Raw genomic sequence first — 24,749 nt, forward strand, 5'->3', positions numbered from 1 at the left:
GATGAATGAAGAGTCGAGAGTGGTACTCTACTTCTTGGTGTCGGCCTTCTTGCCGCCCGCCCTGGATTTGAGTTCCAGTAATTTGCTGAGACCGGAACCCAGTTTCATCAGCTTGAGCAGGTCTTTTTCATCCAGTTTGCTCAGGGTGTTGGCAAACTGGTCGAGCATCTCCAGCAGGCTGTATACCTCCTGGATTTTTTTCTGCGATTCACTTTCCTGCTCATCCCGGGGTTCTGTTAACAGCAATTGCCGCAGCAGGGTAAGGGTCGGGTCCAGCTCGCGCTTGCGCCGCTCTTCAAACACGGTGCGCGCCAGGTCCCAGATGGAGCCGGCTGCGGTAAAGTAATCTTTGCGGTCGCCGGGCTGGTGGTGCAATTCGATCAGCCGCCAGGCCTGAAGCTCCTTCAGTCCCATGCTGACGTTGCCGCGACTGATTTTCAGCGCCTCCGCCAGCTGGTCCGCATTCACCGGTTCGCTGTGAATGGTTAGCAGCGCGAACATCTGGCCTACGGTGCGGTTGAATCCCCAACGGCTACCCATTTCGCCGAAGTGCAGTACAAAGGCCTGAGCCTGACTGGATAGTTTCATTGTTTTCTGTTTTTTCTTAACTTTCAGAAATTTCTGAAAATTGTAAACCTGAATTGATTTGTGTCAAGCACGAGTTGCAAAAAGGGCTCAATCGGGAGCAATGAGTGAAGCTCAGTGGGAGGTATGGGGGATCAGCGGGGAGATATCAGTGAGGAGATATCAGTGGGGAGATATCAGTGGGGAGATATCAGTGGGGAGATATCAGTGGGGAGATATCAGCGGGCAGGGACTGGTTGGCCCGCCTGTGCCAGTCATCGGGGACCACAAACCCACGGCCCATTTCACCTTGCTGGCTGAGGAGTGCGACACACAGGGGGCCGCGCTCTTCCAGCCGCGTCTTGAGCTCGGATTCGCCGGTGTTGGGAGTGCAGGCGTTGTCTGGGTGCTGGCCCGCGAGCGACGACAGCCAGCAGGTTTTCGGCAGGTGTATCCAGTGCGTGCCGGATGCGCCACAAACCTCAGGGGCCTGACTTAGAAATTGGGTGAGGCCTGCCCACCAGAAGTTTGCGGGGGTTGCTGGTGTGGGGGCGCCGAGGTTGGTCGTGTCTATCAATGGTTCAAACAACCGGCCGGGCATCAGTGCCCACTGCCGGTCCAGCTTTACCCCCGCGCGCTGCAAGGTGTCGGTGGCAATCGGGCTGTACGCAACCGGTAGCTGGTGGTCGCGCATACGCTCGAGCTTGATATCCAGTCGGTCCTTCAGCCCTGGCCCTACCCAGAAATTATCCACCCGCAGGTAAAACTTCAGCGCCAACTCCCAGTGTTCTACGCTGTCGTCGGGGAGATGGTGTACCACGAAATCCAGCTCGCCGAGGGTTTTGCCCTGATCGCGGATCGGAAAATTTTGCAGCACCAGCTGGTAGTGCGGGTGATGCGAAAAGGCGAAAGACCACAGGTTTTCGAAATAAATGCCCAGTCGCCTGCTGGTAACCTGGCTGAGCCGCTCCATGAGCTGCGGCGCGAGTCGCGATCTAATGTCAGCGGTGGAAAAATACTGGTAAAGCGCTGTTCTTCTGGATGCCGGTAACCAGGGCAGGGAAAAACGGGCGGCGATATCCGGAGCCTGTAAGGCCCACAGTAAATTGTTCCAGTGGTCCGGGGTGGCGGAGGGCAGTGTAAACTTCATTGGGCGAGTATAGGGAAGTTCACCTTTCCCGGAAATGCCCTACCACTTGTAGCGAAATCCAAACGTAAGCTGAACGCTGTCGCTATCGCCAAAGTTTTCCAGGCTGCTGGCGTAGTCGACTTCGCCGTATACCGAGCAGCGGTCGCCGCACTGGTCGTAGGTGAAGCCGATGCCCACTTCCCCCCACCAGTCATCTCTCTCCTGGAACAGGTAAGTGCCCGAAACATTTACTTCGGTTTCATCCTTGTAGTGGTAGTAGGCATTTGCAATGGCGTAGAGACCAATCCGCTCGAGCAACAGGTTGCCGTACATATTGCGGTTGACGCGTTGGCTGACGCGTTGCTCGAAGGCCAGCCCAAATCGCGCATAGCCACCTTCGTTGTCGGTGTCGATCAGGTAGGCACCGTAGGGATCGAAGTTGTCATCGATATCTTCTGCGGTATAAACGAGCTGTACCTGTGGTGTTAGCGAGTAGAAATCACAGAGTTTGAAACTGTGCCCGCCCTCCACGGAAAAATTGAAGCCAATCGCATCGTTTCCGGTATCCAGGTACCACAACTCTCTGGAGTAGAGATCCGAGTCAAACCAGTTGAACTGTGCTTGCACATCCGCATAGCTGCCCTGGCTACCGTACCAGGTAAAGGTGGTGCCAACGCCATAACTTTCGGTGTCGATATCGCCCTGCCCGAAAAAACTGTCCAGCTCGGTGCTGCCGTAGGCGTACTGGGCAAATATCCCGAGCATCAAGCGACCGCGGTAAACGGCTGGATCAAAGGAAAAGTCGGAGCCTATTTGCACTTGCCCGAAATCCTGCTGCCACTCGGCGGTCGTAGTGGAATGCTCCGGGGCGTTTTCGTTGTAAACCGAGTTCACGCGCATCCACAGGCCGCCGCCATCGATGGTGCGTTCCACGGCGTTGCCGTAACAGCATATGCCGCGATCTTTATAGCTGGTTGCCGCCCAGAAGCGATTGCCCACCCGCTTGCGCAGGGTGGTGGGGGCGTTCATGCGGCGAATTGCCTGGGGGTAGGTTTCGTAGAGCACAGCACCCGGCTGCCAGCGGGCAACCAGTTCGTCACTGCCGCTAAACGGATCAGCAATGGTGGAGCGCAGATACCAGTAACCGTCGTCCGGGTCGTCGAGGGCACCCCGGTGCAGGGTGTAACCGTAAGCGCCGCCCACGATCGCTGGCCGCCCATCGAACCCAATGTAGTGTGGGTCGAGCGTGAAGGCGTTACGCGGATTGTTGCCCTGCACCCGAATGATCGGGATGCCATTGCCGGTGGTCAGCGCACCATCGCCACCCAGGTTGAAAATGCGCACCGATGTGCGGCCGCTGACATCACCCAACACATTGAACAGGTCACTGGGTGCGTTGTCGCCAGCCAGGCGTGAGTCCATCCAAAGTCGCCCATCGCGACCGTTGTAGTTACCGAAGCGGCCACTTTCGTGAGGGATAATGTTCAGTTGATTGAACCTGCCGTCTTCCAGCCAAAGGGTCCCTGCATTGTGTACATCACCGGCGATGGAAAAGTCCGCGTCCTGGGGTTCCAGTATGCCGCCGAAGCGAATATCCAGGCCCAGTTGCTGGTCCCCGCTAGTGCCGCCCCCGACTACCAGGGTATTGGACAGACGCAGCTTGGAGCTGCCGTTGATGATGATGTTTTCCCAATTGATCAGGTTGCCACCGTCGATCAGGTGATCCAGCTTGAAACGCACGGTGTCAATAAAGCCATCGTCTCCGGTAACGTCGTCACCACCGTCGAGGATGGCCTCTCCTTCGTAGGCAAAAGCATCGATTTCCAAATAGTCGGAGCCGTCACCGCCGATGAAGTGATTGAGAATTCCCTCATCGAAGTACAGGGTGTCGTCACCACTGCCCATATCCAGCGTTTGGAAAATAAAGCCGCCGTCGAGCAGCATGTAGTCATTACCGTCACCGGCGTGCAAATTAAAAATTACCCCATCGTACACCTCGATGTGATCATCGCCACTTCCGGTATCCAGCCCTCCCCCCAAAAAGCCGCCGATCTCGGAATCCCGAATGTCCATGATCACGGTGTCGTTGCCATCACCAGTGAACAGGTTGGTTTCGATCACGGCGCCATTGATATTGACCTGATCATTACCGCTGCCCGCATCCACGGTACCGATGGTGCCGCCATTTAGATCGAGGGTGTCGTCGCCGGCAAACGTATTCACATCCGCGCCGGCGGCATCATTATCCTCGTCGCACAGGATTTGGTCTGGGCCGGCGGTTCCGGTGTTGCTGGGCGTGCATTCTGCGCGTGTGTCCGTCGGGAGCAAACTCATCCCCGCACAAAAAAGTACACCGACGAGATAACCGGCGTAACGGCGGTTATCAGAATTCATAGGTGATGCCCAGATTCAGTGTCCAAGGGTCGGTCTCAAAGTCCGCATACAGACGGTCGTAGCCGGGATTGGTTGGGTAAGTCACAACACCGTCTGTTTCTGCATCGGTGTACATTACGGCGGCGTTGATCATCCAGGAGCTGGCCATGCCGCGTCCCAGACGCCAGTCGATACCCAGTTGCGCGCTGGCACCCCAGGAGTGGCCCATGCCATATTTTGCCAGCTGGTTCGTCATGCCCTTTTCCATCAGGTAGCGCTGGAACTCGGGGTTGAGGTCGTCGTCGTAAAAGTCCGTGTAGTTGACGCCAATTCCCAGGTAGGGCTGTCCCAGGCAAACCAGGTCATTCATATACCAGTTGACGAACAGGTTGGCCGAGGACATGGTAAATCGGCCGAAGTAAATATTGTCGCGCCCCGGGTAGGCGCGGAAATTCTCCAGTCGCAGTGAGTGGTCAGACCCGCCGACATACATCATTTCCAGCCCCAGATAAGGTAGCGGCCGCCAAACGCCGGAAATATTCCAGGTTGTATCGTCCTCGATATCCCACTTTGTCTGGTAGAGGTCCCAGTCTTGGAGTACGTATTCCTTTAGCGAAGTCGCCTCATCATCCGGATAGACAAAGCTCGCGCCCAGGCGCAGGTAAAACCGTTTGAGATCTACATCGGAAACAGGAATCTGCGCACTTGCTAATACAGGGAACAGAAGTGCCAGGATTGCGGCCAGCCCGAGCTTTTTCATCGTTAACTCCATTTAACTTCGATTGACCGCCGCGATACTGCTTATCCTTTTAAACTCGATTGGCGTGTCAAAAGCCTTGTGATGGCGCGGCAATTATTGAAATTGGAACTGCCGGGGAAAATCAGAAACATCAGTAAAAGTAGCATGGGGTGCGCGCATTGCAGGTTAAATACTGACCGCGCAATCACCGTTGGTTTTTCCCTAAAAAAATGGGCCCGGAAAGGCCCATTAGTATTTCACGCCATACGAATAGCGGGCTTACCAGCGGCGCTTGAACCGCAGCAGAACAATGATCAGCAGCAGTAACATCACCACTGGACCGGTAGAGCCGCCGCTGCTGCTGGGGTAAGAGCGGTTACCGTTGAAGGCTGGCTGCGCAGTGTCCTGTCGATGATCCTGTACGGGCGCCGAGTTGCGGCTCTGACGTGCGGCACGCTCGCGTTCGACTCTTGCCTTGTTATTGCGTTTGATACCCTGCTGTTCAAACACTTGTTCCTCCACGACTACCAGCGACGTGTAGGGTGTCACCAGTCCGTTTTCTACCGCGAGGTCCACAATAGCGTCCTCGCTGTCGGCGTCGTGCCCCAGGTAATCCATTTTGTTCTGGATGTCTTCGATGGTCGCATAAGCCCAGAGTCGTTCCAGCTCGGGATTGCGGACATCCGTGGCGGGGAACTGCAAGTCTGACGTGTAGCGCACGTCGCGCGCGGAGACCTTGCCGTCGATGGTGAGCTTTGCCGCGCCGTCGCCCCAGTAGTGTCCAAACACGATCAGTTGCTGTCCGCGGTACAGTGAGCCGATACGCTGCGGCGTAATGTCGCGAACCTTCACGCCGGATATTTTGATGTCGATATCGCGGTAGGACTCATGTTGTAACTTGTCCGCCGCCTGCACCAGCCGCCCGGAAATATCGTCGCTGTTGGAGATAGCCATGGCAAAGCCGTTGGATACACGGGCCATGCCATCCAGCAGTGGCCGGTTGGCGCTGTTACCCATGACAAAGGTGAACAGGCGGATGTCGTGTTGTTCCAGTAACTTCAGGAAAGCCTTCTTTGCGGTCACCCCGACATTGGCCACACCGTCAGTTACCAGAATCACGGCGCTTGGGCGGTCGGCATCGAGATGCTCATAGGCCATCTTGAGGCCGGCGAACAGGTTGGTGCCGCCGCTCGGTTGTAGGGACTCCAGCTGCTGCAGGTAGTGATTCACGTTGGCACCGCTAACCGGGACGTAACCGCCGGTGAGATCCTGCGCACCGTTATTGAACAGCACCATACGGAAGCGGTCTGTGGGAGGCAGCTTGTTCAGGCCTTTGCGAACCCCTTCGGCCAGACTGTGATATTTCCCGGCCATAGAGCCAGACATATCCAGCACAAACGTCCAGTCCCGGCCCTGGGTAGCCGGGCCCAAGTCATCCCCTGGCGTGAGCGTCAGCATGAAGGTGCCGCGGTCACTGCCTTCGGGTCGATAGGTCACCATGTCTACCGCGCCGGGCAACCCCTGCTGGTGACGCCAGTAAACAACGATGTCTTTATCGAGAGTAAATGCGCTGCCCGTTGTTGGCGCGGCCGGCAGTGACTGTCCCTCTTCGTCGGCGATGGCGGCATTCCCCGCAGTATTCGCGAAAGAGGCTTTCCACTCCTGTCCGGTTTGCTGCTGTATCTGCGCTTGTGGATGTGCCGGCAACAGGAACTGGTCGATGGGGTAGGAAGAGCGCATGCTGAGGTTGAAGCTGAAGGCCTCCTGCACATGGGCCTGGTAAGTAAAGAACGCCATACGCTCCTCGTCTACCCCACCTTCTTCCAGCGGGTATACATAGCGCCCGATACCGAGGTCAGCGTGTACCGGCTGGATATACACCAGGCGGATACGCACCGCGTCATTGGGTTGTACCGGATAGACCCGGCTGTCGAAGGTGCGGTATTCATCCTGCTCCGTGAGCGCGGTTCTTCTACCCTGGGATTTTTCCTGCTCGTACAGGGCACGGGCCTGCTGTTTTGGCAGTACTTCGCCGGTTACCGGCTTGCCGTCGATCCAGTAGGTGAACTCGCCGACGGATGCCTTTTCAGGTACGGGAAAGCTGTATACCGCTTCGAGTGCGCGATCATTGGGGTTAAAAAAGGTCTGGTCGACTTCCGTAATCGCGTAGCCGTCCTCGATCACCACATTCACGTGGTGTTCCTTGATCTCCAGTGCGGGTAGCGAGCCATCGGCGGGTGTCAGTAGGCCTGCGGCAGCGGCCAGTTGAGGTGCGAGTGCCCCCAAAACCAGACAGATGAGCCAGTGGATGGGTTTCTGCCAAATACGTTGCATTGTCGGTTCCTCCGGATGCCATCGGGGGCTGAAAAGAAAAATGTGCCGGGATAGCCCCGGGCACCGGAGTATTTAGCGGTAGGGGCTCACAATATTCACCTAGAAACGGTAAAGTCTCGAGATATGACTCCAAAAGTACTGAATATTGATACCTTGGTGGTGAAATGAGCCAGACACAGGCACTGATGAATACTCTCAAGCGCGCGCTGAAGGCGAGGGGGATAACCTACGCCGAGGTCGCCAACCGACTGCAGTTGTCGGAAAGCAGCATCAAGCGCCTCCTCAGCGGCGATACCCTTTCGATTGCGCGGCTGGAGACTCTGTGTGAAATCGCCGGCATGGATTTCTCCGAGCTGGTACGCAAAACCGCAGAAGCCCGCCGCGGCATTACGACACTGACGGAGGAGCAGGAGCGCGAGGTCGCCGGTGATCCGCACCTGTTATTGGTTACCGTGTGCGTTATCAACCAGTGGACGGTGGAGCAGATTCTGCAGACCTATGAACTGAGTGAGCCGGAGTGCATCCGGCTGCTGGTGAGGCTCGACCGGTTGAAACTGATTGAGCTGCTGCCCCTCAACCGCTACCGGTTGATTGTCGCCAAGGAATTTCACTGGCTGCCCAATGGGCCGATACAGCGCTTTTTCCGGCAGGAAGTGCAGCCGGACTTTCTCACGTCCGACTTCGCGGGCCCGGGTGAAAAAATGATTTTCCGTACCGGCATGTTATCCCGCACCGCCAATGCGGAACTGATGAAAAAGATAGACCGGCTGATGGAGCAGTTCCATGAACTGCATGACATGGATACCAGCCTGGCGCTGGAGGAGCGTTTCGGCTCCAGTTTGATGGTCGCGCTGCGGCCCTGGGAGCTTAAACATTTCAGCCGCTTGCGGCGTAAGGATAAGGAAAAAGTGTTTCCCCAATAGCGCTGCCAATTCAGCAGGGAGATATAGAAAAGGGAAGGCCAGAGCCTTCCCTTTTCGTTTTGCGGTAAACCTTAGCGGTTAAAAGCTATAGGTCATCTTGCCATACACAAAGCGGCCGCGAGGGTCGTGCTGGCTGGATACATAGCCGTAGAGGTCTGAATCACCGTCGCCGATGGCGAATGGTGGCTCTTCGTCGAGTGCGTTATCGGCACCGAGACTCAGAACCATGTTCTCAAACCCGGTGTAGCGGGCCTGCAGGTTCAGTGTCATAAAGGAATCGACAATGCGGGAGCGGTTGGTGTCGTAATCCTGAGTGCCATCGAAGTCGATATCCGGGGTGTCCTCGAACTCGCCGATGTAATTCAGCCCGACAGTGAAGGCGAAAGTATCGCGGGCCCAGTCCGCGGATGCTGCCCAGCGGTGCTCCGGATATTCATACTCGCCGGCCAGGTCCCGTTTCAGGAAATTGTCTCCGGAGGAGTCCAGTTCCACGCGCTCAAATTCGGTCAGATAAGAATAATCCAGTCGCAAACCCAGGTCGCCGCCCGCCACGGTAAGTGCGGAGTACACCATGCTCAGGTCGATACCCGAAACGGTCTGTTCACCGATATTGATAAAGCCGCTGTTGATGGACTGCAGAGAGCCGAGGGATTCGCCTGGCAGGGGAGCCGAACGCACACACACGGTGCTGTTCTGGTCACTACAGAAGGCACTGTACAGGTAGCCGAAGGGGACCTCGTCGATCTTGCCTTCCTGGGTAATGCTCCATACATCCACCGACAGTTGCATATTGTCGATTGGCTTGATCACGGCCCCCAGGTTGATCGACTCGGATTCCTCGGCTTCAAGGTCCGGGTTGCCGGAAAACACGATGTTGTAGTCGGTGCTGGCGCAATAGGCGTCATTGATTGCACAACCGTAGGTATCGGTGAAAAACAGCGACTCCTCAGATGGTCCCAGGCCTATCTGCGCCAGAGAGGGCGCGCGGAACCCGGTGCCCCAGGATGCGCGTAGTGACAGCTGTTCACTGGCGGTCCACAGAAGATTGGCCATGGGGTTTGTGGTGCTGCCAAAGTCACTGTAGTCGTCAAAACGGCCGGCCAGTGTCAGGTCCAGATCGGCGGGCAGGGGAATGGCAAATTCCACAAATGCCGAACTGATGTCGCGGCTGGCAGAAGCAGAAACCGATTCGGTACCGAAGATCAGGCCGCGCTGGAACTGGTCATCGGGAATATCTGAAGCCTTCTCCTCACGGTGTTCCAGACCCGCGGCCATGGCGATAGCACCATTGCTGGTATCAAACAGTGTGCCGTTGATGGTGAAGTCTACGCTGCGCAGCTCGGACTTGCCCTGTCGCACCAGGCTGGTGGTAAAGGCATCGATAACCGATTGTGGGTTCTGCACACCGCCAAATGGATTGTAGCGGCCGGCATCAATTTCCTGTTGCAGCAGATCCGTGCGCACCCAGCCTTGGGAGCGGTCGCCGCTCTGGGTGGACTCGCTGCGTGAACGCTGTACGGACGCTTCCCAGTCCCAATCGGCAATACTGCCGCGCAGGCCAAAAACACCGCGCAGGTTATCGGTTTCAATGTCCCATTGCCGCGCGCCGGCGTCGACAGTTCGGTAGCGACCGACGTTGACACTGCTGGCCCCCACAAAGGGATTGTTCGGATGATCGATGGGAACGGTCAGTCCGGCATCTTCATCCAGTGGCGTCGGCGCTCCCTGTGCGATCGAAGTATTGTGCTGCACCGCCAGTTCACTGAAGAACTCCAGGTTGTCCGTCAGCTGGGCGTGACCCAGCATCAGTACACCGGTGCGCTCGGATTCAGGGGTGAGCAGTGTCCAGGGGCCGTAGTCGTATACGCAGGTCTGGCCGAACGCATTGCCATCGGGGCAGTTGGGGTCAATGGTGGTTTCGCCATCGACAATAAAGCGGCCGGGATAGCCGCGTGAAGAGCGAAAATCCATACCGCCGCGGAAGGATTGATCGGCAGTATCCAGGCCCTTTCGCTCGACACTGGCGAGGGTGGAATTGGTGTGGTGATCAAAAATCACGGTGAGGTTGGAGTCTTCCCCATTTACTCCCCAGACCGCGGATACCGACTGTTCGTCGTAGCCATCGGCGCCGCCGTAATCCACGGCTATTTCCGTCCCCTCAAAATCCTTGCGCAGCACCAGATTGACCACACCGGCAACGGCGTCGGAACCGTAAATGGCCGAGGCGCCGTCCTTCAAAATTTCGACCCGCTCGACTGCGGCGACGGGGATAGTATTAATGTCGACAAAATTCGTTGTGATACTTTCGGCAAAGGCGCTGATGGCCACGCGCTTACCGTTCACCAGAACCAGAGTGGCATCGGCACCCATGCCGCGCAGGCTAACCGCCGCGGCGCCGTTGGCGGTGGAATCCTGGTTATTTCCGCGGGTGGAAAATGTACCGTTACCAGCCGCAGGATTCTTTTCAAACATCTGCTGCAGGTTGGTATAGCCCGCCTTCTCTATGGCTTCCCGGTCCATCACCTGGATCGGCGTTGCGGTTTCGAATTCGGCGTTGCGTTGAATACGAGAACCGACAACGGCGACTTCCTCTATCGCATTCTCCTCCGCGGCAAACAGCACTTGCGGTGTCGCTGTGGCCATTGCTGCGAGAATGGCGCTGGATAAAACATTTCGGCGTGTAAAAAGTCTTTTCATGATGATTGCTCGTCCATTTGCTCTATTTATTCTTGGGTGACCGAAATGGCACAGCCATTCAGGTACGCGAACAACATATCAACGGATATTTTTTGGCGCAATAATTTTGCGGTGTATCGAGTGTTTGTAGAGTTTTGTTTTAATTTGAGTCGCTATGTTAGTGTGATGAACTATTCAGAAAAAGTGGGATTTAGGTGACACAGCGAATGTTAATTGCGGGAGGGGTTGTGGCTGTTTTTTGTCGGGTGTCGCAAAAAGAAATGAAAAAGCCCGAAGCGGCGAAATTTTCAGACACCGCTTCGGGAAGCTTCCGCGGGGCGACCTCTTAGAGACAGACCTCTAGTTGGGGATAAGGCCGCCCGCACCACGCGCTGACGATTCAGGGTAAATCGTTTTAATCGTGCGACTGTTCCAATGCGTAGAAGGTCGCCTGGACATAGTCGCTGGCGGTACCCGTGTTGTTCTGGTTGTATACGCCGGCCTTGAAGTACTGGTACTGATCAGACACGTCGTAACCGCTGTTGCTCATGTCCACCACCTGTACCACATCTGCCTTGCCTGCCCGCGAGACGGTAACGGTCAGGGTGTTACCGACCACCTTGACTTCGTAGCTCCAGACTTCGTCGAGTGCGATACCGTCTGAGGGATCGGAAGCGCTACTGGAGCGACTGCCGATCATTTCGTACCAGCTGTCGCTGCCGCCGTTGGGCTCGTGGGCGATATACACGGAACCCTTGCTGTTGCCCGGCAGTTTGCGGTAGTACAGGCGCAGAGGCTCGTCGTTGTTGGCGTGGATCTGGCCAACGATCACTCGCCCAACCTGGCCGCTGTCACCGGTGGTGGTTACATGGTTTACGGCAAGGGTTGCGCGCAGTACGCCATCCACGCCACCGGCCGCATCACGCGCTTGTTGTGGCGCAGAACCGAATACCCAGTTGTTGGCGTTGACGCCCTGGGTGGCAATACTGGTATCGCCGCGACGCAGCATTTCTCGCAGCTCGGTACGGGTATAGGAAGTGCTGGTCGAGGTTTTGTAACCGTCGACCGGGCAGCGAAATACCATGCCGCCATCGGCTGCGGTATAGAAGTAAGTACTGTCGGCGTAGCCTGCATTCAGCTCGTTTTCCTTGATGGAATCCGCTTTGCCATCACCGTTGTTATCGGTCGGTACGCTCAGGTACCAGGCGCTCAGGTCGAAGTTGCCGGAAGGGGGAAGGTTCGGGTCAAGGTTGCCGCCAGAGCTGGAGCTTCCAGTACCGCCGCTGGAACCTGAAGAAGAGCCTCCGGAGCTTGAGCCACCATCACCACAGCCGATCACGTCCACTTCGAGGATGCTGTTCCAGTTGTTAGACGTATTTCCATTGCCGGTAATACGTACATAGCGGGCATTCGAATCGGCAACATCGTAACTTTCCAGGTCGGCGCTATTGCCGCTGGACTGTCCATTGGAAAGTACCATGTTCCAGTTGCTGTTGTCTGTGGAGGTTTCGATGGTAAAGAAACTGGACCGCTGATCACCCTTGTACCAGGCGATGTCGACACTCTCTACAGTTTGCGTGCCGCCCAGGTCCAGTGTGATCCACTTTATTCCCTGGGAGGACCAGCGCGAGGTATCGGCCAGACTGCCGTCGATTACGTTGCTCGGGCCGTGGCCATCGTTAGTACCGTCATCGGAAGCGGAGGCAATGGCGAGGTTGCTACCAGATGTACAGGTGCTGCCCCCTGAACTGGACGAGCCGCCAGAGGAGCTGCCAGCACCGAGGTTTTGCAACGCAAAACTGTCGAAGCGGCCTTCATTGCCATTGTAGGCACCGAATACGGTAATACTGCTGGTGCTACCGGAATAGAAGTCCACGGAAATCTGCTGCCAGTCAGTGCTGTTCGTGCTGGTATCGTAAGTAGTGCCGTTGACAGTAGCACCCAGGGTGCCGGCACCGCGGACATAGGCAGTGAGGCGGTAATTGGTATTGCTTTCGACGGAAACATCCTGCTCCATTTTTCCGCCACTACCAGAGATTTTGGCGGACTTACTGCCGCTGTGTGCAACGCTGGAAATGGCCGACGGATCACTGTCAGTCCAGCTGTCCCAGTTGCTCTCGAAACCTGGGTTTTGAATGGAAGCGCTGGCACTGGTCATGCAGGCTGACAGCAATGCAGCGCAGCTGATCTTCATCGCTAAAGATTTGGTTTTCATGGAACCCTCGTTATTTTTTTGTAGGGTGTGGATGAGTGCAGCGAATGCTGACTGCTGCGGTTTCTATTCAGTCAACCGCCCACGGCAAAGGCGCCGGGAAAACGGCGGCTCACCTGATAGTTTGTAAATGACAACCCATTGAGAATGGTTGGCCGGCGGCAGAGTGCCGCCGGCCGTTGCGCCGAATTAGAACTTGGCGCGTACACCCAGTACGAAGCGACGGTCGTTTTCCATAATCTGGAAAGCGCTGCCGTTGGTACCGGTGTTGATGGTGGGTTCTCCGGTCAGGTTGGAAACATTGCCGATAACGGTAATGTTATCGGTGACGTCGTAGCTGGCGGAGAGGTCCAGCTGCGCCACTGCTTCGCGGTAGTCGTTACCCAGAGTTGGGTCGTCATCCTGAGAAGCATTGGCCAGTACCAGTTCACCCAGTGGCAGTACCCGCTTGGTTTCTTCGTTGTCGAGGAAGCGGTCGCGGTAGGTGTACGCCAGGCGGATACCCAGGCCTTCATACTCGTAGTACAGCTGAGTGTTGAAGGTGTTCTTGGAGATATCTTCCAGCGGGGTGCCGTCGGGGTCTTCGCTGTCCGCGTAGGTGTAGTTGGCACTGATGCCCAGGCCGGACCAGCGGCCCGGCAGGAAGTCGAATGCCTGCTGGTAACCCAGTTCCAGACCCTGCACCTTGCCGTTTTCACCGTTGGTGATGAAGTCGGTCAGGATGCCCATCTCGGAGATCGGGGTGTTTTCGTTCGCGTACTGAATGCCATTCGCCTGCCAAAGGCAGATCTTGTCGTAGTCAGACACGTTGGTCTGGGTGTTGACAACTTCTGGCTGGTTTTCACACTCGTAGGTACGGGTCAGGAAGGATTCCACGTCCTTGAAGAACAGGGTGGCGGAAACCATGTTGTTGTCCCAGTAGTGCTCTGCGGCGATATCGTACTGCGTTGCACGGTAGGGCTCCAGGTCCGGGTTGCCGCGGCTGGCAGCGATGTAGGCATCGCGATAGGCATAAGCTGGGCTCAGCTCGTTGAAGTCCGCACGGCGCATCACCTTGGCAGCAGCAAAACGCAGCTGGGTATCTTCGGTGAGGCCCCAGGTAACGTTCAGGCTAGGCAGGAAATCGTTGTAGCTGCTGGTGCCAGAAACGATTTCACCGTCCTGATAGGCACTGGTGCTGAGGTCGGTACCCACGTAGCGGCCGCCGACAATCGCGCGCACGTCACCGAAGTCCAGCTCTGCCTGAATGTAGGCAGCGGAGGTATCTTCGTTCACTTCCGCGTAAGCACCTTCCTGATATTCGAGGTTGTCCGCCAGGCTGCCGTTGATTGCCATATTGGTACCGGCGAGCAGCTGCCTGACGATATCGAAGGTTGCCTGCTGGTTTTGCAGCAGTTTGGCATCGTAGGCGGTGAATTTCGCCAGATCATAGGCGCCGGCACGACCGGAGTGCTCAAACGCATCGCCGGTGAAGTCGTAATCGGTCATGGCCCCTGGGAACTGAGCCACAACATCTTCCATCCAGATAATATCCGGGTTGCCGTCCGCATCGGTCAGGTCTTTGAAGATGTTGGTGATACGGAACTGCTCGCGGCTCTGCTCGTAGTCACGTGTGGTTACGCGTACACCGGATTTGATGGCACTTACCCAATCCAGGCCAAATGGCTCAACGTACTTCAGGTCAAAACGGAAAGCGTCTTCGTTGTTCTTGATGTAATCGCGGGTGTCTTCGTAGCGGCGGAATGCCTGGTTCTGCTGGTCAGTGAATACATAGCCGTCGGCAAAGTCTACAACCGGTGCACCGCTGTCGTTACCACGGTAAGTTACCGGGATCAGCCATTTGTTTTCGCCATCCGCACCCTGGCCTTCCAGAGAGCGATCAATACCGCGGAAGCGGAACTCGGAGAACGGAATGTAGCTGTCGGACGAGGCCGTGGAGAACTCACCTTTAACACTCAGCTGCTCGGTGAAATTCCACTCACCACCAAACGCGTGGCTGAAGGATTCACTGTGGCGGAAGCTGGAGCCGGTGGTCATCAGCGGTTGAACTTCGTCGTACATGAAGTTCTGCAGCTGGCCGTTTTCATCTTCGTAGGTATCTGCCGTAATGGTCGGATCGTCGAGGATGTGCAGCAGGGAGAAGGTTTCCTGTCCCCCAGCGCGCTCAACGGCGTTCAGGTCCAGGTAGAACTGACCCTGCTCGGAAGCCGGCGCCCACTGGAACGCCAGGTTGAATGCGGTGCGCTCGCGGTCTTCGGTACGCGGGTTGTAGGTGTGCTCGCGGGCATACACATAGTTGCCGCTCGGGGTATTTTGCGCCGGGCCCAGGCCTTCAACCGGACCTACCTGCAGCTGTACTAGGGATTCGTCGCGACGCAGGGTGCGGTCCTGATAGGCCAGAGAGGCGATTACACCGAAGGTGCCTGCGTCGCCCAGATCCCAGTTGTTGCCAACACCGGAGCTGATGATCGGCGCCCAGTTTTCTGCTTTGTCGGCGTACTCGCCCTGAACAGAAACCGCGGCCAGTGGTGCGTTTAGATCCAGGGGACGCGCCATTTTCAGGCTGATGGTGCCACCGAGGGCGCCCTCGGTCATTTCCGGGGTCGGGGACTTTACGACTTCTACTTTCTGCAGGAATGCAGCGGGGAAATCCTGGAAGTCGATACCGCTGCGGGCATCGCCAATAACGGAGCGACCGTTTACTTCCACACGGTTCTGGGTGAGACCGCGAATGGATACCCCAGAACCCACACCGAATTCACGGGTAATGGAAACACCGGTAACGCGCTGCAGCGCTTCGGCGATGTTGTTGTCGGGGAGTTTACCAATATCTTCTGCGACTACCGCATCGACAACACGGCCGTCGTCGCGCTTGGCGTCGGCAGCGGCTTCCAGACTGGCACGAATACCCGTTACGGAAATTTCTTCCAGCACTGCATCATCAGTCTGGGCGAAAGTCATTGGGGTGAATGCCACAGCGGAGGCGGACAGCATCAACACGCTGAGGTCTCTCAGTGCGCTCTGCTTATCGAACTTGTTGAACTTTTTATTATTGCCAAATTTATAGTTATCCATCTAACAGTTTCCTCTCATTGTAAGAACGATTTTATTTTTATTAGCTCGCAGCATGGCGAGTTAAACGCGTTCGAGAAAACCTGTCAATAATATTGGTAAGCGATATTGGTAAGATAAGTTAAGTAGTATTTGTATTAAATGATTGTTTTATATATGTTTTTTGGTGTTTTTATCGAGAATAAGAAAATTGAATAATTTTTTATGTTTGTGATTTATCGCTTGATCGAACGCAGGGGTCAAACCAATTGGTGTGACAGATGTGTAAAGTGGGGTGATTTGGCCGCCTCATGAGAGTTTTTTGAGAATGACTTGAGAGCTTCTTGAGAGAGCCTCTATAAGTTAAAAATTGCGACATCCCGGCGCAAAAGCCAGTCACAAAAAAGCGGCCCGCAGGCCGCTGAATTTGCATTGGTATCACGAACCACGTCAGGCCACTTCTGCACCCTGTGGCATGGCGCTTTGTGCAATGATTGCGCCGCGGTGCTGGATCACCGTGCTCGCCAGCCGGTGGCCATTGCGCGCGGCATCCTCGGCGCTGTTGCCGGCGAGCCGGCTGGCCAGGTAACCCGCATTAAACGAGTCGCCTGCAGCGGTCGTATCAATCGGCACTACTTTATTTGCCGGCACCAATTGCGGGTCGCGGTTTTGCTGAACCACAAGGCAGCCATCGCCGCCCAGTTTCAATACGATTTCACCCACGCCCCATTCCTGAAAGCGCGCTAGTGCCGCATCGGTATCCTTGTCTTCAAACAGCATCTGTTCGTCTTCGAACGTCGGCAGTGCGATATCCGTAAGCCGTAACATCTGTTCATAGGCTTTGCGGGTCAGGGTTTCACTGCCCCAAAGCCGCGGCCGGTAATTGCCATCGAATATTACTTGCCCGCCACTTTGCCGAAATTCCGCGAGAAAGTCGTAGAGGCACTCCCGTCCATAGGGCGACAGAATGGCGAGGGAAATGCCGGACAGGTAAGCCGCATCAAACTGCTTCAGTTGGGCAAATAAGTGTTTTGCCGCTTGTGGGCTATCCAGTAGCCGTTTGGCAGGCGCGCGGTCTCGCCAGTAATGGAAAGTGCGCTCGCCGCTGGCGTCGGTCTCGATCAGGTAAAGCCCGGGCGTTGCGTTCGCCTCGCGCTTTACCAGATCGCAGCCGATGCCTTCCGCCTGCCACTGGCGGACCATCCAATCACTTAAATGATCGTCACCCAGCGCAGTGACGTAATCGACGCTGGCGCCGAGCCGGGACATATACAGCGCGGTATTCAATGTGTCGCCGCCAAAGGAGAGTCCCGCATTCAGGCGGGGCTCACTGTGGTGGCTGCGACAATCGCTGTCCAGGTTCATTTCCAGCATACATTCGCCGATGACTGCAATGCGCTTGTGCATGACTATTTCACCTAAGGCTTACGCCTATCTACCTCAAAAAGCTATCTGACTGCTTTCTCCTGAATCAGGAGAAGAACAGGCCACCGTTGATGTCGATGTTGGTACCGGTAATAAAGGACGATTCGTCAGAAGCCAGGTAGGCAACTGCGTCGGCAACTTCCGGCGCCTTACCTTCGCGCTTCAGCGGAGTGGCGTTGGCCACGTTTTCACGCACGGCATCTTTGGTGAAAGTGTCGTGGAAAGTGGTGCTGATCATGCCCGGGCACAGGGAGTTCACGCGGATATTTTTCGGGCCCAGTTCTTTCGCCATGGCGCGGGTAAAGGTCATCACTGCACCCTTGGAGGTGGCGTAGGCAGAAGCACCGGGGCCGCCGCCGTCGCGGCCAGCCTGGGATGCCAGGTTCACTATAGCGCCGCCGTCCATGTGTGGTACAACCGCCTTGGTCAGCAGGAAGGTGCTGTTCAGGTTCAGGGCGATAACCTTGTTGAAGAAGTCCTCGTCCATCTCTTCGATGGTCTTGCGCTCTACCAAGCCCCCGGCCACGTTAACCAAGATGTCGATGGTTTTCCCGTAAGCTTCCTGTGCCGCGGCAATTACGCTGGCGACATCCGCTTGTTTTGTCATGTCGCCCTTGGCGATGATGGCTTCGCCACCCGCCGCTTTGATTTCCGCCAGGGTCTCCTCCGCGGTCTGCGCATTACTGAAGTAGTTAACCACTACCTTTGCACCTTCCGCCGCCAGCTTCAGGGAAACTGCTTTACCGATATCCCGCGCCCCACCGCTGACGATGGCTACTTTACCTTGAAGTTTCATATCTACTCCTAACTGTATTTTTGTGTTCCGATTTTTGATCGAAGATATTTCGAGTCTGGTTTATCTCGCTGCCTCAGCGAGTTGCTTCTTTTCCTGTTTGCTACGTACTGGTGCGATACGTCCCCCAACAAACAGAACAGAGATCAACATCAGCGGCACCAGAGAAGCGCCGAGAATGAAGAAGGGCGGGTAATAAGTGCCATCGCTGGTGATGATCGGTACCAGCTGGATGGCGGTAATAACGCTGATCACACCAACCGCGCCACTGATACCGGCGAGGCTGGCGACGCTCTTGCCAGAGAAGTAATCACTAGGCAGCGTCTGGATATTGTTGATAGCGGCCTGGAAACCGAACAGGATCACCGTAATCAGGGCCAGCGCTGCGGCGGGTGTGGCAGCAACGGTGGTGGCGAGTAGCGCAGGCAACATGCAGCAGCCGCCAACCAGTACGGCGAACTTACGGGATTTGTTCACGCTCCAGCCGCTACTCATCAGCTTGCCGGACAGCCAGCCGCCGAACAGGGCACCGGCGGCGGCGCCGCAGTAAGGAATCCATGCGGACGCGCCGATTGCCTTCACGTCAAAGCCGAACTTGTCGTTCAGGTACAGCGGCAGCCAGGCCACGAACAGCCACCAGATCGGCTCGATAAAGAAGCGCGCAGAAATCACACTCCAGCTCTGGCGGTGCGACAGCAGCTCGCGCAGGGTAGGGACATACTCATCTTCATCTTTTTCGGCAGTGATCTGGCCAGACAGAATCAGTTCGCGCTCTTCCGGGGTGATCCACGGGTGAGCGTCAGGTCCGCTCTTGTAGATGATCAGCCAGGGTACCAGCCAGATAAAGCCGAGCAGTGCGACCACAACGAAGGTGGCCTGCCACCCGAGGAAGGCGTACAGGAAGGCCACCAGCGGTGGTGCAATAATGCTGCCCGCGGAGGCGCCGGCGCCGAAGATGCCTTGTGCCAGAGCGCGCTCCTTGGCCGGGAACCACTCCGCATTGGCCTTGGTGGCACCGGGCCAGTTACCCGCTTCACCGAAACCCAGCAGGGTGCGGAAAACACTGAACGAGGCTACAGAGGTGGCCAGCGCGTGCAGCGCGATGGAGATGGACCAGACCACAATCGATAACATAAAGCCGAGGCGGGTACCGATAGCATCAAATACCCGTCCGAATACGGCCTGACCGATGGCGTAGGCAATCAGGAATACACTCATGATGTTGGCGTAATCGTGACTGTCCATGCCGAGATCATCGGCAATACCCGGCCACATGACCGACAGTGCTGTACGGTCGATGTAGTTAATAATGGTGGCCAGGGCCACCAAGGACACAATGGTCCAGCGTAAGTTCTTCATTATTATTGTCCTGTTTAGCTTTCCAGAAAGTCTTCCCGGTAGGGACTGAAGGTATCGAGTAGCACTCCGGCTTTTTTACACACCGCGCCGTGTTCCAAATGTGGCGCAATGTAGAAGCTGTCGCCCGCTTTGAGCAGCTTTTTGCGGCCATCTACCTGCACTTCAAACTCACCGCTTTCCACGTAGCTCACCTGAGTGTGCGGGTGTTTGTGCACATAGCCGATACTGCCTTCCTCAAACCACACGCGAACAATCATCAGGTTGTCGTCGTGGCCAAGAATCTGCCGCTTGATACCGCCGCCGAGATCTTCGACTTCAACATCCTGGGCCTGAACAAATGCATCAGTTGCGGGCATAACGTGTTTTGCCTTTTTTAATTTTTAATCTGAAAGAGTTTGGCGCGACCGGTGAAGTGGTATTCACTGCCGCCAAATTCAAAGGTGTTCTGGATATTGTCGGCTGCGTCGGGATTGCCGTTGAACGCCAGCAGCTGAGTGACGCCATCTTTGGTGTCAATCGAGATCAGTTGCAAATCCCCGTTGCGCTGGTGCGCCAGTGCGCTTACCTGACTTTCGGCTTTCAGAGTGAATTCCTTGGCCGGGTTGTACTCGCCGTGTGGCTCGAGCACGCTCAGGAAGCTATGTGCACGGGCATTGTCGCGGCGGGCAATAAAGCCTTTTTCGGAGCGCAGGTTAAAGTTCGGGTCGTTGGCGCCGAGTTCGGTAAACAGCAGTTCGGTTTCGCCATCCATCAGACTGGACTGAGTATAGAAACGGCCGTTGTCGTTCAGCCAGGTGACCTGGGCGAGGCCGGATTCCGGCTTGCCGCGGGCCTTCAGCCACAGGTGTTGATATCCATTATTGCTACCCAGAGCCTTCAAGCTGTCGGTGTAACCCTGCAAGTTGAAATTGGTATCCACCAGCTGGCCGTTGTAGTGCAGCGGTAAATCGAACTGGTGCTTTCTGCTGGATGTCACGTCAAACAGGTCGATGGCGAAGGTGCTGCCGCTTTGCGGGTTGTTCACCAGCGCCAGAGTGCGTTCGAGAGAAACACCTGGATAGGCGGAGTCAATTTTTGCCGCGCTGATTTTGACCTGATCATCCGCGTGGAAGAACAGCAGTTCCGGATGTTCCTGGTTGGCCACCTTCAGGCTGTTGTCGAAGTGCGAAGTCTCGTCCACCACAATCGTGTTGTGGGCGACGGTCTGCTTGGCCCAGGTTTCGTTTTCTTCCAGGTAGCGACCACCGTTTTTCGCCTCCACATTCAGGAAGCGCGCGGCACCGTAGTCGGTAACAATCTCGGCACCACGGTCGTAAAACTGCCAGGAAAGTTTGTCGAAGTGACCGTGGCCCATGCCCTGTGCGGCGGGCTTGAACACAATCGCCTGGTCGCCGGCGGTGTGCTGACGCAGAACCACCAGCGCGCCTTCGTCGCCATCTTTACCGTCCCGGAACGCGAACGATTTGAACTCGTAAGGCTGTTGCGCACCGGCGTCCAGCGCCTGGGCAACCTTGAGTCCATCGCCGGTCAGCAGAATCTGGTCCTGGCGTGCCGCAATGTCCAGCAGTTGCGGATTGCCGGATTCACCGTAGGCGATGGTGACGCCCAGTACCAGCTCCGAGGTATCGATACCCTTACTCTTGATGGCATCGTTGATAGGAAAAAACAGGTTGTTGTAGCTGAGCTGGATGGTGGTATCGATGGCCTTCATCACGATACCGTCGCGGTAATCGAAAATGCCCCGCTCCGGCTCGTTGGTGTCAATGGCCTTGGCAAAGGTCACGAAAGGCATCAGCGCGTAACGCTGATAGTAGGGGCCTTCGTTGTAGTAGCCGTCTGGAGAAAATAGGGTGCTCAGCTGGCGAAGAAATCCGCCCTTGCCGGATTTATCCAGATCCAGAAGTGCCTGTTCAACCCACTCCGGCTCGTCCAGCACGTAACCGGCCATACCCACACCGGCGGTCAGCCAGGTGCCGTGATTGTGTACCTTGTTAAAGGTTTTAGGTGAATCGACGGAAAGGAAGTTGGCTACCGGGCGCAGTGCACCCTGCTCAATTTTTTGCGCTTCCGCGTCGGTCAGGGACGGGCGGATCAGGTCGTAGGCCTGAATGGTGTACACCAGCCACACCGCTTCGTTCAGGCTCTGCCAGAACAGTTTTCCCGGATTCTCTGCGCCGGGGCGACGCTTCGGATGCAGTGGCAGCGTCGGGTACATGTCTGCATAGGCGAGCAGCATATCGCGCACACGCTCCGCGTATTTTGCGTCTTCGGTTACCTGATACAGCACCCCAGCGTTGTACATCAGCTGGTAATTTTTCTTGTGCTGTTCGTGAGTGTAACCGCCGCCGGCATCCGCGGGCATCGGCACCGCGATGGGCGCTTGCAGTGCGCGATCTACCGCGGACTGAGTGCTTAGAAAGGCGGTGCGAAAGCGGCCGGGTTGCTCAACCGCGCCCTGCATGGCGTCGACGTCGGCAGCGCTGATCACTAGGCTGGGGTGCTCAGCGGCAAGGGCGCTCAGCGGATTGACCGCAAACACGGCAGCGGATACTCCTGCCGCCAGAGCCACGCCGGCGGCGAGAGATTTACGCTGTTTAATAGTTGAATTGCCAAACATCGTTTTAGTTCTTCTCTAAATCAGTTTTTCACGGTGTTGTTGGCAAGGGTCGCGGTGTGCGGGCCCTCGGCGACAAGTTCAGTGACTTCTGGCAGAGGGGCCTTGAGGAACTGGTTGTTGGCAATATGTGTAACCGGCTCACCCACGGTGTGTTCGACCACAATCCCTGCGCTGTCTTCGATGCGGTTTTCGTGGATGTCTGCTACCTGGGTGCCATGTAGCTTGATCAGTGCCTGCGCCTTGTTGCGCTTGCCCTTGCCGGAGCCGATAACCTCGTTGTTACTAAAGTCGATGTGCGGGCCAAAGGTGCTTTCATCGGTACCGCCGCGGTACAGGTCTACCAGCACGCCCTGCACATTTTTGAAGGTATTGCCGGTCACAATCACGTATTCCGCGTTGTACACACCGAGGTCATCGGTCTCTTTGTTCAGCTTGAGCAGGTCGCCGGTGATGTTCTCGAACTCGTTGTTCGCGAAGGTAATGGTGTCGGCAAAGGCGCGCAGGCCGGAATCGAAAACGTGGTAGGAGTGGTTGATATCCAGGTTTTCCACACGGCTGTTGGTCATGGAAAAACGGTAGTTTTTCAGCATGCCCCACACCGCGGTGCGGATCAGGATATTGCCTGCGTTGTCCGGGCTGTTGGAGCCAGAAATCACCAGACCATCCAGCGACAGGCTGCCGCCATCCTGAATCTCGAACATCACCGGGCGGCCGCTGGTCAGGGTTACCTTGCCCTGTTTCTTCGCCTTGATGGTCAGTGTCTTGTCGATATCCAGGCGCTTGGTCGCGTTGTAGGCGCCGTTTTCCAGCACCAGGGTGTCGCCGTCCGCTGCACTGGCGATGGCGTCGAACAGGGCATTCTCACCGGGTCGCACGCTGATGGTCTTGCCGCTGTCGAACGGGGTAACCGGTTCTGATTTGGGATACCAGGAAGCGCCGGTCATTTCCTTGGAGGTAACCACCAAGTCTTTGCTCGCGCCCTTATGCGCTACGGACTTGTCGGTCGGGTAGAGCAGGCCATTGTCGGCACGCTTCAGTCTGCCCACACCTTTATCTATACCTTCGTGAATCTTCTTGTCCACAAAGCCATTGGAAACGTTGTTGGCAAAAGTAATACCGGAGATATCGTCAAAAATGGAGAAGGGCGACTTACCGCTCTCGGTATAGAAAATATTGTCGGCAATAGTGGAGTCCTGCGGCGTCGCGCTGCGTTCCTGGTCACTGCCTGCAGCCAGGTGGATATGCTCCACATTGATAAAGCTATTGCTCTCGATCTTCGCGTTTACCACCTGGTGGTAGCGATTGATGGGAGAGTTGGGAACACCGTTCATCACGGTGAACCCACTCCCAAACCGATAGCCTGTGAGACCTTCGAGATAATTGTTGCGAATCACCTGGTCGGCATTGATCACACGGATACCGCCGGTGTGGTCCACGCCATTGCCCAGGAACACATTGCCTTCGATCAGGTTGCCGTTGCCGTGACGCATGGTCAGGGTGCCGCGGGATTCGAAGAAGGTGTTGTTGCGCAGAATATTTTTGCCGGATTTGACGGAGATGATTTCCACCTCGCCGTCGCAGCGGTCGAAGAAGTTGTTTTCGACCACTGTCAGGGAATCGGTCAGGGAGTAGTGGCTGGTGCCGATACGCAGGGTCTCACCGCCGTTGGAACCCAGAACCGGGCGCGGGCCGAAATAGTTGTGGTCGATACGGTGACGGTTTTCCTGGCTGTCTTCGCTGTTCAGGCGTACCGCCATGGTCACACCCTTGTTGCGCTTGCCTGCCAGGTGGCTGTGATCGAAGCGGTTGTTCTTGCCGTAGATGCTCACCCAGTAATCGGAGTCCATACGCTCCGGCTTGCTGAAGTCTTCGATGACAACTTCGGTCACGCGTGAATTGTTCGCCAGGTGATCCTTGTTGCGACGGAAGGCGATCACTTCACTGCTCGGGGTATAGCCATCCTTGAATACAAGACCGGATACCACCAGGTGCTCACCTGCGAGTCGAAGGTTGGACTGGCCGCTCAGGACCACCTCTCCCTTTTCCTCCACCGTCAGCGTAATTGGGTGCTCTTTTTTACCAGTCCCGGTAAATAGAATTTCAAAATCCTTCCAGACGCCATTTGCCAGCACCACGGTGTCGCCAGCTTCGAGGCTCTTGGCTACCTTCGCGTATTCCTTCTCGTTATGTACAAGGTATTCCTCGGCGGAAGCCTGAACGCAGAACAGCGAAGCCTGCCCGCAGGTGAATAGCGTGGCGGCCAGTAGCGGTTTGATTTCTGAAGCTCTCATGATCACCTGAGTTACTTTTCCGGATTTTCGTTATCCCGGCCTACCTATCTGGGCGCACCATCGCGGCGCGCGGATTGGCGTTGCGGCGTTATTATGGGGCCAGACTAAATTGGTCAAAAATAATTGTCAACCAATCGGGTTAACCAGTTTGCCGCGAAATTATGTTCTGATTTGGTGCGTAGCGCAGAATATTCCGATAATGCGCACAAGAAACAGGCAGGGGTCAGTCCAAAATGTGAAGTTTTTCTGAAAATTGGTTGACT

15 protein-coding genes are annotated in these 24,749 nt (G+C 56.1%); 1 reads left to right on the top strand and 14 read right to left on the bottom strand.

The features are described 5' to 3' along the window. Window positions 1–27 precede the first annotated feature (27 nt). The 5 genes from LC059_RS11650 to LC059_RS11670 form a co-directional block, all read right to left on the bottom strand. Entirely contained in the window at window positions 28–588 is a 561-nt protein-coding gene (locus LC059_RS11650; RefSeq protein ID WP_226704022.1) for a GbsR/MarR family transcriptional regulator, read from the bottom strand. A 187-nt stretch (window positions 589–775) separates the two neighbouring features. After that, window positions 776–1,714 (bottom strand): DUF1853 family protein, encoded by a 939-nt coding sequence (locus LC059_RS11655; protein WP_226704023.1) that lies wholly within the window; start codon window positions 1,712–1,714, stop codon window positions 776–778. Window positions 1,715–1,753: 39 nt separating this feature from the next. Then, window positions 1,754–4,087 (bottom strand): autotransporter outer membrane beta-barrel domain-containing protein, encoded by a 2,334-nt coding sequence (locus tag LC059_RS11660; RefSeq protein WP_226704024.1) that lies wholly within the window; start codon window positions 4,085–4,087, stop codon window positions 1,754–1,756. Further along, window positions 4,077–4,826 carry an OmpW/AlkL family protein gene (locus tag LC059_RS11665; protein WP_226704025.1) on the bottom strand — a complete coding sequence of 250 codons (750 nt, stop codon included), beginning with the start codon at window positions 4,824–4,826 and terminating at the stop codon, window positions 4,077–4,079. The genes LC059_RS11660 and LC059_RS11665 overlap by 11 nt, the downstream gene beginning before the upstream one ends. A 258-nt stretch (window positions 4,827–5,084) precedes the next feature. After that, the gene (locus LC059_RS11670; RefSeq protein WP_226704026.1) at window positions 5,085–7,139 is read right to left on the bottom strand and encodes a VIT and vWA domain-containing protein; all 2,055 of its coding nucleotides are present in this window, start codon (window positions 7,137–7,139) and stop codon (window positions 5,085–5,087) included. Window positions 7,140–7,303: 164 nt separating this feature from the next. On the opposite strand from LC059_RS11670, the gene LC059_RS11675 reads away from it, so the two are divergent. Further along, on the top strand, window positions 7,304–8,062 hold the full coding sequence (locus LC059_RS11675; protein ID WP_226704027.1) for a helix-turn-helix domain-containing protein: 759 nt from the start codon (window positions 7,304–7,306) through the stop codon (window positions 8,060–8,062). A 78-nt stretch (window positions 8,063–8,140) separates the two neighbouring features. On the opposite strand, the gene LC059_RS11680 is transcribed toward LC059_RS11675, so the two are convergent. The 9 genes from LC059_RS11680 to LC059_RS11720 form a co-directional block, all read right to left on the bottom strand. After that, window positions 8,141–10,759 (bottom strand): TonB-dependent receptor, encoded by a 2,619-nt coding sequence (locus tag LC059_RS11680; RefSeq protein WP_226704028.1) that lies wholly within the window; start codon window positions 10,757–10,759, stop codon window positions 8,141–8,143. Between the two features lie 394 nt (window positions 10,760–11,153). Beyond that, entirely contained in the window at window positions 11,154–12,953 is a 1,800-nt protein-coding gene (locus LC059_RS11685; protein ID WP_226704029.1) for a polysaccharide lyase family 7 protein, read from the bottom strand. Window positions 12,954–13,139: 186 nt separating this feature from the next. Then, the gene (locus tag LC059_RS11690) at window positions 13,140–16,025 is read right to left on the bottom strand and encodes a TonB-dependent receptor (protein WP_226704030.1); all 2,886 of its coding nucleotides are present in this window, start codon (window positions 16,023–16,025) and stop codon (window positions 13,140–13,142) included. Window positions 16,026–16,451: 426 nt separating this feature from the next. Further along, the gene (locus LC059_RS11695) at window positions 16,452–17,408 is read right to left on the bottom strand and encodes a sugar kinase (RefSeq protein WP_226704031.1); all 957 of its coding nucleotides are present in this window, start codon (window positions 17,406–17,408) and stop codon (window positions 16,452–16,454) included. A 64-nt stretch (window positions 17,409–17,472) separates the two neighbouring features. Then, window positions 17,473–18,222 (bottom strand): SDR family NAD(P)-dependent oxidoreductase, encoded by a 750-nt coding sequence (locus tag LC059_RS11700; protein ID WP_226704032.1) that lies wholly within the window; start codon window positions 18,220–18,222, stop codon window positions 17,473–17,475. 60 nt (window positions 18,223–18,282) lie between these two features. Then, entirely contained in the window at window positions 18,283–19,578 is a 1,296-nt protein-coding gene (locus tag LC059_RS11705) for an MFS transporter (RefSeq protein WP_226704033.1), read from the bottom strand. Between the two features lie 14 nt (window positions 19,579–19,592). Continuing rightward, window positions 19,593–19,934, bottom strand: coding sequence for a cupin domain-containing protein (locus LC059_RS11710; protein ID WP_226704034.1), 342 nt, complete (start codon window positions 19,932–19,934; stop codon window positions 19,593–19,595). 17 nt (window positions 19,935–19,951) lie between these two features. Next, window positions 19,952–22,195 carry a heparinase II/III family protein gene (locus tag LC059_RS11715; RefSeq protein WP_226704035.1) on the bottom strand — a complete coding sequence of 748 codons (2,244 nt, stop codon included), beginning with the start codon at window positions 22,193–22,195 and terminating at the stop codon, window positions 19,952–19,954. A gap of 20 nt (window positions 22,196–22,215) precedes the next feature. Next, window positions 22,216–24,486, bottom strand: coding sequence for a chondroitinase-B domain-containing protein (locus tag LC059_RS11720; protein ID WP_226704036.1), 2,271 nt, complete (start codon window positions 24,484–24,486; stop codon window positions 22,216–22,218). Between the last annotated feature and the right edge of the window lie 263 nt (window positions 24,487–24,749).

It is taken from the genome of Microbulbifer elongatus, assembly GCF_020524885.1.
GTDB lineage: Bacteria > Pseudomonadota > Gammaproteobacteria > Pseudomonadales > Cellvibrionaceae > Microbulbifer > Microbulbifer elongatus_A.

Bases quoted from the DNA above. Each gene is read 5' to 3' on its own strand.
- LC059_RS11680 (WP_226704028.1), bottom strand. From the start codon at position 10,759: ATGAAAAGACTTTTTACACGCCGAAATGTTTTATCCAGCGCCATTCTC.
- LC059_RS11720 (WP_226704036.1), bottom strand. From the start codon at position 24,486: ATGAGAGCTTCAGAAATCAAACCGCTACTGGCCGCCACGCTATTCACC.
- LC059_RS11690 (WP_226704030.1), bottom strand. From the start codon at position 16,025: ATGGATAACTATAAATTTGGCAATAATAAAAAGTTCAACAAGTTCGAT.
- LC059_RS11670 (WP_226704026.1), bottom strand. From the start codon at position 7,139: ATGCAACGTATTTGGCAGAAACCCATCCACTGGCTCATCTGTCTGGTT.
- LC059_RS11655 (WP_226704023.1), bottom strand. From the start codon at position 1,714: ATGAAGTTTACACTGCCCTCCGCCACCCCGGACCACTGGAACAATTTA.
- LC059_RS11665 (WP_226704025.1), bottom strand. From the start codon at position 4,826: ATGAAAAAGCTCGGGCTGGCCGCAATCCTGGCACTTCTGTTCCCTGTA.
- LC059_RS11710 (WP_226704034.1), bottom strand. From the start codon at position 19,934: ATGCCCGCAACTGATGCATTTGTTCAGGCCCAGGATGTTGAAGTCGAA.
- LC059_RS11695 (WP_226704031.1), bottom strand. From the start codon at position 17,408: ATGCACAAGCGCATTGCAGTCATCGGCGAATGTATGCTGGAAATGAAC.
- LC059_RS11675 (WP_226704027.1), top strand. From the start codon at position 7,304: ATGAGCCAGACACAGGCACTGATGAATACTCTCAAGCGCGCGCTGAAG.
- LC059_RS11650 (WP_226704022.1), bottom strand. From the start codon at position 588: ATGAAACTATCCAGTCAGGCTCAGGCCTTTGTACTGCACTTCGGCGAA.
- LC059_RS11700 (WP_226704032.1), bottom strand. From the start codon at position 18,222: ATGAAACTTCAAGGTAAAGTAGCCATCGTCAGCGGTGGGGCGCGGGAT.
- LC059_RS11705 (WP_226704033.1), bottom strand. From the start codon at position 19,578: ATGAAGAACTTACGCTGGACCATTGTGTCCTTGGTGGCCCTGGCCACC.
- LC059_RS11685 (WP_226704029.1), bottom strand. From the start codon at position 12,953: ATGAAAACCAAATCTTTAGCGATGAAGATCAGCTGCGCTGCATTGCTG.
- LC059_RS11660 (WP_226704024.1), bottom strand. From the start codon at position 4,087: ATGAATTCTGATAACCGCCGTTACGCCGGTTATCTCGTCGGTGTACTT.
- LC059_RS11715 (WP_226704035.1), bottom strand. From the start codon at position 22,195: ATGTTTGGCAATTCAACTATTAAACAGCGTAAATCTCTCGCCGCCGGC.